Origin of the sequence: Actinoplanes sp. NPDC048791, assembly GCF_040650095.1 — a bacterium.
In the GTDB taxonomy this organism is placed as follows: domain Bacteria; phylum Actinomycetota; class Actinomycetes; order Mycobacteriales; family Micromonosporaceae; genus Actinoplanes.
On record NZ_JBEZGQ010000171.1, the window covers coordinates 1 to 11,701 of the forward strand.

The 11,701-nt window shown below is 72.2% G+C and carries 11 protein-coding genes and 1 pseudogene; 5 read left to right on the forward strand and 7 right to left on the reverse strand.

Annotation, left to right across the window (positions count from 1 at the left end):
* A pseudogene (locus tag AB0C29_RS15440) lies at positions 1 to 558 on the reverse strand (two-component sensor histidine kinase); the annotation flags it as partial.
* Between the two features lie 10 nt (positions 559 to 568).
* Positions 569 to 1,255 (reverse strand): response regulator transcription factor, encoded by a 687-nt coding sequence (locus AB0C29_RS15445; protein WP_360820591.1) that lies wholly within the window; start codon positions 1,253 to 1,255, stop codon positions 569 to 571.
* 110 nt (positions 1,256 to 1,365) lie between these two features.
* On the opposite strand from AB0C29_RS15445, the gene AB0C29_RS15450 reads away from it, so the two are divergent.
* Positions 1,366 to 1,899 (forward strand): DNA mismatch repair protein MutL, encoded by a 534-nt coding sequence (locus tag AB0C29_RS15450; RefSeq protein ID WP_360820608.1) that lies wholly within the window; start codon positions 1,366 to 1,368, stop codon positions 1,897 to 1,899.
* 8 nt (positions 1,900 to 1,907) lie between these two features.
* Here AB0C29_RS15450 and AB0C29_RS15455 read toward each other — a convergent pair whose 3' ends face one another.
* The gene (locus AB0C29_RS15455; RefSeq protein ID WP_360545950.1) at positions 1,908 to 2,693 is read right to left on the reverse strand and encodes a DeoR/GlpR family DNA-binding transcription regulator; all 786 of its coding nucleotides are present in this window, start codon (positions 2,691 to 2,693) and stop codon (positions 1,908 to 1,910) included.
* Positions 2,694 to 2,881: 188 nt separating this feature from the next.
* On the opposite strand from AB0C29_RS15455, the gene AB0C29_RS15460 reads away from it, so the two are divergent.
* From AB0C29_RS15460 to nagA, 3 genes are read left to right on the forward strand one after another with little or no spacing between them, the layout of a single operon-like run.
* On the forward strand, positions 2,882 to 3,805 hold the full coding sequence (locus AB0C29_RS15460) for a sugar isomerase (protein ID WP_360820593.1): 924 nt from the start codon (positions 2,882 to 2,884) through the stop codon (positions 3,803 to 3,805).
* Between the two features lie 36 nt (positions 3,806 to 3,841).
* Positions 3,842 to 4,765: an ROK family protein gene (locus AB0C29_RS15465; protein ID WP_360820594.1), complete on the forward strand. Its 924-nt coding sequence runs from the start codon at positions 3,842 to 3,844 to the stop codon at positions 4,763 to 4,765.
* Positions 4,762 to 5,862, forward strand: coding sequence for an N-acetylglucosamine-6-phosphate deacetylase (nagA, locus tag AB0C29_RS15470; RefSeq protein ID WP_360820596.1), 1,101 nt, complete (start codon positions 4,762 to 4,764; stop codon positions 5,860 to 5,862). Before AB0C29_RS15465 ends, nagA begins: the two co-directional genes overlap by 4 nt.
* A 6-nt stretch (positions 5,863 to 5,868) precedes the next feature.
* On the opposite strand, the gene AB0C29_RS15475 is transcribed toward nagA, so the two are convergent.
* The 3 genes from AB0C29_RS15475 to AB0C29_RS15485 all read right to left on the reverse strand — a co-directional run bounded on the left by AB0C29_RS15475 (position 5,869) and on the right by AB0C29_RS15485 (position 9,247).
* Positions 5,869 to 6,819, reverse strand: coding sequence for a hypothetical protein (locus tag AB0C29_RS15475; RefSeq protein WP_360820598.1), 951 nt, complete (start codon positions 6,817 to 6,819; stop codon positions 5,869 to 5,871).
* Between the two features lie 253 nt (positions 6,820 to 7,072).
* A complete protein-coding gene (locus tag AB0C29_RS15480) occupies positions 7,073 to 7,828 on the reverse strand; it encodes a phosphatase PAP2 family protein (protein WP_360820600.1) in 756 nt (251 codons plus the stop codon).
* A gap of 15 nt (positions 7,829 to 7,843) precedes the next feature.
* A complete protein-coding gene (locus tag AB0C29_RS15485; protein WP_360820602.1) occupies positions 7,844 to 9,247 on the reverse strand; it encodes a serine protease in 1,404 nt (467 codons plus the stop codon).
* 112 nt (positions 9,248 to 9,359) lie between these two features.
* Between AB0C29_RS15485 and AB0C29_RS15490 the strand changes: the two genes are divergently transcribed.
* Complete coding sequence (locus AB0C29_RS15490) at positions 9,360 to 10,613, forward strand: DUF4032 domain-containing protein (RefSeq protein WP_360820604.1); 1,254 nt, start codon at positions 9,360 to 9,362, stop codon at positions 10,611 to 10,613.
* A 9-nt stretch (positions 10,614 to 10,622) separates the two neighbouring features.
* Here the strand turns inward: AB0C29_RS15490 and AB0C29_RS15495 are convergent.
* The coding region (locus tag AB0C29_RS15495) for an NAD-binding protein (protein WP_360820606.1) at positions 10,623 to 11,701 on the reverse strand (1,079 nt) is incomplete at its 5' end.

Consider the following 11,701-nt stretch of genomic DNA (forward strand, 5'->3'; position numbering starts at 1 on the left):
GCCGAGGCGGCGGCTGGAGCCGGCCAGGTCCCGGGTCGCGCGGACCAGCCGGCTGCCGAGCCGGTCGGCCACCAGCGTCGAGCCGGCCACCAGGGCGATGGCCAGGCCACCGAGGGCGAACCAGGCCGGCCACACCCCGCGCCGCATCTCCGCCTCGGGAACGTAGACCTCGATGACCACCGCCCGGCCGTCGCTGAGCACGCTGGGTTGCAGGTAGGCCAGGCCGCCGGCCGCCGGCGCGGTCACCGGCCGCCGGTAGGAGGTGGCCGAGGCGACGTCCGTGCCGGTCACGTGGGTGGTGCCGACCGGGGCGATGCCGGGCAGGTGCACCGCGAGCCGGCCCGCGCTACCGGCCACCGTGCTGGCAACGGCGCTGGTCAGCAGCTTGGGATCGGCGTTCACGGCGAGGGCGGCGACCATGGCCGCGGCCTGCTGGCGGGCGTCACCGATGGCCCGGTCGTGGGCGATCTGCCGGGTCGCGAAGATGAGCGGCACGAGGAACGCCAGAGCGACCATCGACGTGATGGCCAGGGCCAGCCGGTTCAGCTGCCACCTCACTGTTCCCACCTCACTGGGGTTCGACCATCATCACGCCGACCCCGCGCACGGTGTGCAGGAACCGGGGCGCGGCGGCCGTCTCGCCGAGCTTGCGGCGCAGCCAGGAGATGTGCACGTCGATGGTCTGCTCCTCGCCGATCCGCGACTGGTTCCACACCTCGGTCAGCAGCTCGCGCCGGCTGACCACCTGCCCGACCCGTTCGGCCAGGTACGTGAGCACGTCGAACTCCCGCCGGGTCAGTTGCAGCGGCTTGCCGTGCAACGACGCCTTGCGCTGCCGCGGGCTGATCGTCAGCTCACCGACGGTGATGGTGTTGGGCGTGGTGTCGGCCGCGGCCCGGGTCCGCCGCAGCACCGCCTCGATCCGGGCCAGGATGTGCCCGCCGGAGAACGGCTTGGTCACGTAGTCGTCGGCGCCGGCGCTGAGCAGCGTGATGATGTCGGCCTCGGCCCGCCGGGCGGTGGCCACGATGACCGGCACCTCGGACACCTGCCGCATCATCCGCAGGGCGTCCGTGCCGTCGATGTCGGGCAGGCCCAGGTCGAGGATCACCAGATCGGGCCGTTCCTGGGTGAGGATCCGGAGCGCCTCGGTCGCCTGGCCGACCGGCCGCACCACGTGCCCGGCGTCGGACAACGCCCGGGTCAGGGCGGCCGTGATGTAGCGATCGTCCTCGACCAGCAGAATCAGCGCCATGGCGACACCCTAGAACCAAGTGGGATCATGGTCGCGTGCGATCTCCCCTGGCTCCCGTGCTCGGCTGGTGTGCCGCGACCGTCACCAGCGTGGCGCTGGCGTCGGTGGCCATGCTGCCCGTGCTGCGCACCGCGACGCCGGACGAGAGCTCGCTCGTCTCGGTGGATCAGCTGCGCGACTCCGGGCAGGCCGGGCCCTCGCCGCTGCCGCCGCCCAGCACGTCCCCCACCGCGGAGCCCGAGCCGGAGCCCAGCGCCACGACCACCACCAGGACGCGGCGGCCGACCTCAGCGCCGGCGCGCACCTCGGCCACGCCGTCCCCGCCGCGGACGACGACGACCACCGCTCCCGCCGAGAGCACCACCACGACCGAGGACGGCTGGACGGTGACCACGGACGGTGACGGCAGCAAGTCGTACGTGCGCTCGTTCCGGGTCGAGGGCGGCTCCGCGGTGATCCGGGTGACCGAGGACAACGTCAAGGTGGTCACCGCGACGCCCAGCGACGGCTTCTCGGTGGCGACGGTGCAGAACAGCCCGGACAACCTCGCGGTCTACTTCAACGAGGTCAACCACAGCTTCATCATCCATGTGGCCTGGAACATCAACAAACCGTTCGCCGAGGTCAGCGAGATCGGCGAGTAGGGGCGGGCTCAGGCACAGACGACCTGGACGCCAGCGTCGCGGAAGCCGGCCAGCAGCTCCTCCGGTGCCCCGGAGTCGGTGACCAGTGTCTCGACCTTGCTGATCGGGCAGATCCGGGCGAAGGCGTGGCCGCCGAGCTTGGACGAGTCGGCGATCACCACGACCCGCTTGGCCCGGGCGACCATCAGGCTGTTCATCGCCGCCTCACCCTCGTGGTGGGCCGCCGCGCCGAGCTCCACGTCGAGCGCGTCCACCCCGAGCAGCACGATGTCGAGGGTGACCTCCTTGAGCAGCGCCCCGCCGAGCGGGCCGACCAGCTCGAAGGACTGCGGGCGGACCACGCCGCCGGCCACCACGATCTTCATCCGGGAACGGACCAGCAGCTCGTTGGCGATGTTCAGCGCGTTGGTGACCACGGTCAGCTGGGCGCCGTCGCCGCTGGTGTTGAGGTCGGGCCGGACCGCCAGGGCCCGGGCCACCTCGGTCATGGTGGTGCCGCCGTTGAGCCCGACCACGGTGCCCGGCACCACCAGGTTGGCCGCCGCCTCGCCGATGCGCTGCTTCTCCGCCGAGTGCTTGGCGCTCTTGTAGCGCAGCGGCAGGTCGTAGGAGACGCCGTTGGCGACCGCGCCGCCCCGGGTCCGGGTGATCATCTGCTGCTGCGCGAGCTGGTCGAAGTCGCGGCGGATGGTGGCCTGCGAGACGTCGAGCCGGCCGGCGGCGTCCTCGACGCTGACCCGGCCGCTCTCGGCCAGTAACTCGAGCAGGGCATTCCACCGCGCGTACCGGTCCACCCGAGCTCCCTGCTGCACGTTTCGTGATAAGAGTGTGCACATTAGTGCGCGAAACCTCACGAAGCAAAGAGCGTGCCTGCTCGAACACGCTCCGGTGGTTGCGGATGCGCAGACCTTCCACGCAGAATGACGCTCGAAATACCGGTGAACCGAGCGCATCTGCGCAGGCGATTGTAGGGAAAACTGCCATGAGTCACGTCAAGGTGGAGATCGCCAGCCAGCCCGACTGCTGGCTGCAGGCCGCCAAACTCGCCGACTCGCCCGGCCTGCCCGGCCCGGGCGAACGGGTCGCGGTCGTGGGTTGCGGCACCTCCTGGTTCATGGCGAAGGCCTACGCCGCCCTGCGGGAGCAGTCGGCCCTCGGCGAGACCGACGCCTTCCAGGCCTCCGAGTTCCCGCTCGGCCGCAGCTACGACCGGGTCGTCGCGATCACCCGTTCCGGCACGACGACCGAGGTCATCGAGCTGCTGGACGCGCTGGACGGCCGGACGCCGACCACCGTCATCACCGCCGACGGCGCCGAGCCGGCCGCCGCGGTGGCCAAGGACGCGGTGGTGCTGGACTTCGCCGACGAGCTCTCCGTCGTGCAGACCCGGTTCGCCACCAGCACCCTGGCGATGCTCCGGGCCCACCTGGGCGTCGACATCGAGCCGATCGCCGCCGACGCCGAGGTCGCCGTCCGCCTGCCGCTGCCCGTGCACCCCGCGCTGGCCCAGCAGATCACCTTCCTCGGCCGCGGCTGGACGATCGGGCTCGCCGAGGAGGCCGCCCTCAAGTGCCGCGAGGCCGCGGCGTGGTGGGCCGAGGCGTACCCGGCGATGGACTACCGGCACGGACCCATCTCGATCGCCGGCCCCGGCCGGGTGGTCTGGGCGTTCGGCGAGATCCCGGCCGGCCTGGCCGACGACGTGGAGGCGACCGGCGCCGCGTTCGTGCACAGCCGCTACAACGGCGGCTACGCCGCGCTGGGCAGCTGGTGCGGCGGCCGGGCCCCGCTCGACCCGATGGCCGACCTCGTCGTGGCCCAGCGCGTCGCCGTGCTGCTGGCCACCAGCCAGGGGCTCGACCCCGACCACCCGCGCAACCTGACCCGCTCGGTCGTCCTCACGTGAGCGCCCGCCCCGGCCTGCGCGGCGAGAGGTAGCACCGTGAGCAACGACGTCGTGGTGGCGCTGGATGTCGGCGGCACCGGCATGAAGTGCGCCCTGGTACGGCCGGACGGCACGGTCCACCACGCCGAGCGGCACCCCACGCTCGCGGCCCGGGGACCCGAGGCGGTCACCGCGAACATCCTCGACGTCGCCGCCGGTCTCGCCGACCGGGCCCGCGCGGACGGGCTGACCCCGGTCGCCGCCGGTGTCGCGGTGCCCGGCGTCGTCGACGAGCAGACCGGCACCGCAGTGTGGTCCAGCAACGTGGGCTTCCGCGACGTACCGCTGCGGGCTCTCGTCTCGGACCGCCTGGGCGTGCCCGCCGCGCTCGGCCACGACGTCCGGGTGGGCGGCATGGCCGAGGCCCGCCTCGGCGCGGGCCGCGAGGAACGGCACGTGCTCTTCATCGCGATCGGCACCGGCATCGCCGCCGCGCACGTGGTCGACGGCAAGGCGTTCGCGGGCGCGCACGGCGCGGCCGGCGAAGTCGGCCACGTCATCGTGCGCCCCGGCGGCCCGCCCTGCGGCTGCGGTGCCCGCGGCTGCCTCGAATCGGTGGCGTCGGCGTCCGCGGTCGGCCGCCGCTACGTGGAGCTCTCCGGCATCACCGGGGTCACCGCCTCCGACGTCGTCACCCGCGCGGCCGCCGGCGAGGAGCTGGCCCGGACCGTCTGGACCGAGGCCGTCGAGGCGTTCGCGGACGGCCTGCTCACCGCCCAGGCGCTGTACGACGCCGGGATCGTGGTGCTCGGCGGCGGGCTCGCCGAGTCCGGGGAGGCCCTGCTCGCCCCGCTGCGGATCGCCCTGGACGCCCGGATCACCTTCCACCGGATGCCGCGGATCGTGCGCGCGGCCCTCGGCGATACCGCGGGCTGCCTCGGCGCGGCCCTGCTGGCCCTCGACACCCTGGAGGCACCTTGACGGAAAAGATCAGCGGCCGCGTCGTCCGGCCCGGGGCAGTGGTCCCCGGGTACGTGGAGGTGGACGGGCCGACGATTCTGGACGTCACGGAACGGGCCCACCCGGGCGACGACATCATCGTCCCGGGCTTCGTGGACCTGCACTGCCACGGCGGCGGCGGGCACACGTTCACCCAGGGCGACCCGGCGGCGGCCCGCGCGGCGGCGGCCTTCCACCTGCGGCACGGCACCACGACGATGCTGGCCAGCCTGGTCAGCTCCCCGTACGAGCTGATGCGCGAGGCCACGACGGCGTACCGGCCCCTGGTCGCCGACGGCACGATCGCCGGGGTGCACTACGAGGGGCCGTACCTGTCACACGCCCGCTGCGGTGCGCAGAACCCGGCCTTCCTGCGCGAGCCGTCGCTGGAGGAACTGACCGCCCTGGTGGAGCTGGGCCAGGGCGCGGTCCGGATGGTCACCATCGCCCCCGAACTGCCCGGCGCCCTGGACGCGGTGAGATACCTGACCGGGCACGGGGTCGTCGCGGCCCTGGGACACACCGATGCGACGTACGAGCAGACCCTGGCCGGGGTCGCGGCCGGCGCGACCGTCGGCACCCACCTGTGCAACGGCATGCGACCGGCCCACCACCGCGAGCCGGGCCCGATCATCGCCCTGCTGGACTCCCCCACGATCGTCTGCGAACTGGTCGCCGACGGCATCCACCTGCACGACGGGATGCTGCGCTTCGCGGCCCACGCGGCCGGACCGGACCGCACGGCACTGGTCACCGACGCGATGGACGCGGCCGGGATGCCGGACGGCCGCTACGAACTGGGCGGCCAGGAGGTGACGGTCGCCGACCGGGTGGCCCGGCTGGTCCGCGACGGCTCGATCGCGGGCAGCACACTGACCATGGACGCGGCGTTCCGGCAGGCGGTGGGCGCGGGACTGGACCTGCCGGCGGCGGCGGAGATGGCGGCGACGACACCGGCCCGCGTCCTGGGCCTGGCCGACGAAGTGGGGGCGCTGGAAGCGGGGCTGCGCGCGGATCTGGTCGTGCTGGCGCCGGATCTGACGGTCAAGCGCGTGATGCGCGCCGGCGCCTGGCTCTGACCGGCGTCACTGCAGCGGGAACGGTTTGCCCAGCGGCCTCTGCTCGAGGTCGTTCAGCACCTTCCGGCAGTCGATGTTGTGCGAGACGTACGGGTTGCCCTGCAACGCCTCGAACAGCGGGCGGTCCCCGTGCAGCTGGTCCGCCTCGTTGTGGCAGGTCAGCCGGAACTGCACCTGCGACTGCGGGATGCGCATGATGTACCGGGTGTCGGCGTGCAGGACCGTCACCCACTCCTCGTTCTCGTCGATCGGGTAGCCGACGAAGCGGTTGGCCGTCTCGATGGTCAGCTCATCGGCGCGGACCTGCTTGTTCTGGGTGGACACCACCGCCGGGTCGGTCACCTGGAAGGCCTGGGCCGAGACCCACGGGACGTCGAGGCTGAAGAGGAAGAGACCGGCCATCGCGCCGGCGCCCAGGTAGACGATGGACAGCCCGCGCAGTCCGGACAGGATCCGGCGGCGGCGACGGCCCAGCTCGCCGGGCAGGTCCGCCCACACCCGCCGGTAGCGCCGGATCACCATCTCCAGCCAGACCGCCACCAGCAGCACAGCCACCCCGCGGACCAGGTAGGTCAGCGGTGAGGCCAGCGCTGTCAGGATCACCACGATCGCGATCAGGGGCCAGAAGGCCGGCCGGATCCGGTCGCGGAACATGACGGCGAACCAGGCCGTGCCGAGCGCGACGGCCGGCAGCACGTAGTACGCGTAGATCGTCACCGTGCCCAGCGCCACCTGACTCGGCGTCGCGACGAGCAGCGCGGTGGTGGTCGTGAGCGAATAGTGGGCGACCCCGTACGACTTGATGATGAACAGCAGCAGCAGGAGCGCCGATCCCACCGCGACCACGTCCCGGAATTCCGGGCCGGACCGGGGGTCAGGATCGCGGTGCACCCTCGCGCGCGGACGGGAGAGGATCGCGGCCGGGTGATCGACGGGGTGGGCGTGGCGTCGGGACATCCTGGGAAGCGTCATCGCTGAGCTGTCCTCTCGAACCGCTAACGGGTCCTGACGCCTCAGAGGGTAGGGCAACTACGCAATCGCCGGTGTCCGGTCACGCGGAGCTTTCAGAAGACCGAGCGGGGGGCGGTGTCACGGAATACCTTTGGGGTCCCGAGACTCGCCAGTGACCTTAATTCACCCGCCCCCCGTAGCCGCGCGGTCCACGATGGGTCGCTCAGTCCGGCTCACTGTCCAGCATCGTAAACCGGGCCTACGACAAGAACTGCGGGGCCTGCAGCCCGGCCGGGCGGTCGATGCCCCGGGGCAGGCCGGGCAGCGGGATCGTGTCCCACGGGATGCGGGCCAGCAGCCGGGTCAGGATCAGGCCGAGCAGCAGTCCGGCCACCGAGTCGGTGATCCAGTGGAAGGCCAGCCAGGTCGTCGTGCAGAAGACGATGGCCGGTGGCAGCACCCGCAACGCGAGGTATGCCCGCGGCGACAGCACCGGCCGGTCCAGCGACCGCAGCAACGCGTTGAGCAGCACCGCGATGACGCCGTACCAGGCCAGCGCGTTCGCCACGTGCCCGGACGGGTAGCTCATCGCCTCGATGCCGGAGGCGTGGGCGTTGAACAGCACCAGCCGGTCCGGGCCGTCGAAGGCCGGGGCCGCGCGGTCCAGCCAGATCTTCAGCGGGCCGATCGTGACGTAGGTCAGCACGAACACCGCCGCGAAGACCAGCAGCGGCCGTACCGAGCGCCGCCGCCAGGCCACCAGCCCGGCCAGCAGCAGCGCGACCGGCATCAGCACCTGGCCGCCCTGGCCGAGGTAGTTGAACACCCGCAGCAGCACGTAGAGCGGCGTGGGCCGGTGCTCGCCGGCCCAGTCGGCCACCCGCTCGTCCAGGGTCAGCAGGTGACCCCGGGCCAGGGCGACGGTCAGCACGACGAAGCCGGCCAGCAGGGCCAGGTCGATCAGCCAGGGCAGCAGCCGGCCGCGTCTCGTCACTGTCGCCGCCGGAGCCCGCATGGCGCATACGGTACGTCAGAGATACGACTTGATCTTGGCGTTCAGCAGGTCGGCGCGGACTCCGGAGTTCGGGCAGCCGCCGAAGTGGTGCAGCGCCACCACCCGGTTGGTCTTGCGGGACAGCACCGGGCTGCCGCTGGATCCACCCTCGGTGTCGCAGTAGTACGAGACGTCCGAGTCCGCGGCGTACCCGTCGAAGGCCGGGTCCGCGACGGCGCAGGTGCCGGCCCGGGCACCGTTGCGCCCGGCGATCCGGGTCGGCTCGCCGGCCGGGTGCTGCGGCACGTAGAGCTCCTGGCCCTTCGTCGGCCTTGCGGTGTCCAGGCTCAGGTAGCCGAACTTCTGCACCGAGCGGAAGTTCTCCACCGTGAAGAGTGTGAAGTCCAGCACGTGCTCGGTGGCCAGCACCTTGTCACCCCAGACCTTGGTGGGCTTGAAGACCTCGAAGCCGCCGCAGGTCGCGCACTGGTAGTTGAACCACACCTCGGTCTCGTACGCGTTCGCCGAGTTGTCGAAGCAGTGGTTGTTGGTCAGCATCCGGTTCTTGCTGCCGACCCGCCAGCCGGTGCACAGCTCGGTGCCGTTGATCAGCAGCCGGGCGATGGCCTTGGAACGGGTGTAGGCCACCGGGTCGGCCGAGCGGTAGCAGACCGCGTCCCTGCTCTCGTCCGAGCCGCAGACCGACTCCTCCCGGCCCGTCCGCCCGGGGGCGGTGAGCTGGGACTCCGGCACGCGCGCCTGTTCCTTGCGCGAGTAGCCGCGGGCCACCTGGTCCACGTTCACGCCGAGCCGGCCGAGCAGCGAGCCGACCAGGTTGCCGCCCCCGCGGTGCATCTCGACGACCGCGGTGTCACCGGTGATCGACATGGCCCAGCGGTCGGTGGACACGCCGTCCAGCAGCCGCGGCGCGTCGTACCGGTAGGACTCGCGGCCCTTGCCGTCGGAGACCGTCACGTAGTCGCCCGGCAGCATCGCCATGCGGCTGAAGTGCACCTTGACGTAGGAGGCCCGCGGGTAGTGGAACACCTCACGTTCCGGGGCGCCGTACCCCAGCAGTTTGTCGATCGACAGCAGCTCGCCGACCTTCTGCCGGCCGTCGCCGCCCTTGGCCGTGGCGGACTCGGCGGTCCGGCCGCCGGGCTCGGCCGGCGAGGCCGACGCGGACGCACTGGCCTGCGGCTTCGCGGTCCGGGTGTCGGTGTCGGCAGCCGGGCTGCTGCTCGGGGTCCCGGCCGTGCCGGTCGTGGCCGCGGGCTGCTGCGCAGCGACGGGGGTACGGGCTGACCCCGCCTCCTGCCAGGAGCCGACCGGGCGACCCTCGTCCGCCGAGTACTTCCAGGCCGCCGCACCGGCAGTGCCGGCCAGTGCCAGGGCCGCACTCGCCCCGACGACGATGCTCACCGCGCGTCGCAAATTCACTCCTGCCCCTCGAGTCACATCGCCGACATACGAAACAATCCGGCGATCTCGCTTCTGTGTAACGAGCCACGTGCGGCAGCGACGTGCGCCCCGCAGCGTGCACACTGGGCTCGTGCGCATCACGTCCGCCCTAGTCGACCCGGCGCTGCTGGACCTGCCGTGGAACGTGCCGCTCGAGGAGTGGCCCGCGTCCCACCTGGTCGCGCTGCCGCAGGGCATCTCGCGGCACATCGTCCGCTTCGTCAAGCTCAACGAAACCGTCTACGCCCTCAAGGAGACCCGGGAACGGATCGCCGAGAAGGAGTACGACCTGCTCCGCGCCCTGGAGCGGATCGACTTCCCGGCGGTGGAGGCGGTGGCCATCGTCAACGACCGCCAGGACGACGACGGCGAGCCGCTGGAGTCGGTGCTGATCACCCGGCACCTGCAGTTCTCGCTGCCGTACCGGGCGTTGTTCTCCCACACCCTGCGGCCCGAGACGATGAACAGGCTGCTCGACGCGCTCGCCGCGCTGATCGTGCGGATGCATCTCATCGGCTTCTCGTGGGGTGACTGCTCGCTGTCCAACACGCTGTTCCGGCGGGACGCGGGCGCCTTCGCGGCGTACCTGGTCGACGCCGAGACGGGCAACCTCTACCCGAAGCTCTCCGAGGGCCAGCGCAGCGAGGACATCGAGATCCTGCGGCTCAACATCTTCGGCGAGTGCCTGGACCTGCAGGCCGCGGAGCTGCTGCACGAGGCGATCGACCCGGAGGCCGTGGTCGACGACATCGTGGCCCGCTACGAGCGGCTGTGGCACGAGGTCACGTACGAGCAGGAGGTGCGCCGTGACGCCCGGCACGACATCGAGGGTCGCATCCGCCGCCTCAACGAGCTGGGCTTCGACGTCGCCGAGGTGGACATGTCCACCGTGGACGGCGGTTACCGGGTCCGGCCCAAGGTGGTGGACGCCGGCTACCACACCCGCCGGCTGCTGCGCCTGACCGGCCTGGACGCCGAGGAGAACCAGGCCCGGCAGCTGCTCAACGACCTGGACGCGTACCGGGCGGAGTCGGACCTGGTCGACGAGCAGCAGGCCGCGCACCGCTGGCTGACCGAGGTCTTCGAGCCGGTGGTCCGGGCGGTGCCGGCCAACCTGCGCCGCAAGCTGGAGCCGCAGGAGATCTTCTCGCAGATCATCCAGCACAAGTGGCTGCTGTCCGAGCGGGCCGGCCGGGACGTGGGCATGGGCCCGGCCGTGCAGTCGTATCTGACCGACGTGCTGGCCCACAAGCCGGACGAGCAGGCGGTCCTGGGCGTCGAGGTGAGCGCCCTGACCGACGGCGAGCCGGTCAGCGAGGACGTGGACGCGCCGATCACGCTCTGACCTGCCGCCCTAGGGCGTCTCGTCGAGCATCGTCGGCTCGGCGGGCGGCGTCGCGTGCTCGACCAGCGCCCGCAGGCCGGCCCGCCGGGCCACGATCATCACCCGGTCGCCGGCGGCCAGGATCCGCCGCGGGTCCGGCGCCCAGTCCACCCACTCGGAGCCGGCCGCGGACAGCCCGATCACCCGCACGCTCAGCGGCCGGTCGGCCTGGCTCAGCGTCGCCCCGTCGAGCGGGGACCCGGCGTAGACCTGCACGCCGGCCACCAGCAGCGCGTGCCGGTCGACCGGGATCGTGGCGAGCACGTCGCGGTCCAGCATCGCCGCGGCGAACGCGGGCGCGGCCAGCCGGGACACACTGCGCGAGCTGTTGATGGAGAAGGCGGTCTGCACCCGCTGCGCGAAGTCGTCGTCGAAGAGCCGCAGCACCACCCGCAGGTCGGGGCGCACCGCGCGGGCGTTCAGCGCCGCCTGCAGGTTGGTGACATCGTCGGTGGAGACGACGACCAGCGCCTTGCTGGTGGCGATGGAGGCCGCCCGCAGCGTCTCCTCCCGCGCGGCGTCGCCGACGATGAACGGCACCCCCAGCTGCTCGGCGGCCTTCGCACCCCGGGCGTCGGCCTTGCGGTCGATCGCGACCACCTGTACGCCGAGGTCGACGAGCTGGCGCAGCACCCGGGTGCCCACGTTGCCCAGCCCGACCACCACTATGTGGTCCTCGTGCCCCGCCGCGGCCCGCCCGCTGGACAGGGCCAGCCGGGCGTTCACCATGCCCTCGACCACCGCCGCCGTGATCAGCGGCAGCAGGGCCAGCCCGGCGATGGTCAGCACCAGCTGCGCGGCCTGCGCGACCCCGTTGCGTTCCATCTCCACATCGGACGAGCCGACCACCGTCAGCAGCGTCACGTAGATGGACTTCCAGAACCCGTTCACCCGGTCGGCGTGCACCAGGACGGCGCCGGACACCAGGGTGATGACCAGGGTGGCCAGCACGGCGATGCCGAGCTTGCGGCTCAGGGCGGCCCGCAGCGCCCGGCCCATCACCCGCAGCGGGCGGCGGCGCCGGCGGGCCCGGACCAGGCGCTGGGCGG

Bases quoted from the DNA above. Each gene is read 5' to 3' on its own strand.
- AB0C29_RS15445 (WP_360820591.1), bottom strand. From the start codon at position 1,255: ATGGCGCTGATTCTGCTGGTCGAGGACGATCGCTACATCACGGCCGCC.
- AB0C29_RS15450 (WP_360820608.1), top strand. From the start codon at position 1,366: ATGCTGCCCGTGCTGCGCACCGCGACGCCGGACGAGAGCTCGCTCGTC.
- AB0C29_RS15460 (WP_360820593.1), top strand. From the start codon at position 2,882: ATGAGTCACGTCAAGGTGGAGATCGCCAGCCAGCCCGACTGCTGGCTG.
- AB0C29_RS15475 (WP_360820598.1), bottom strand. From the start codon at position 6,819: ATGTCCCGACGCCACGCCCACCCCGTCGATCACCCGGCCGCGATCCTC.
- AB0C29_RS15480 (WP_360820600.1), bottom strand. From the start codon at position 7,828: ATGCGGGCTCCGGCGGCGACAGTGACGAGACGCGGCCGGCTGCTGCCC.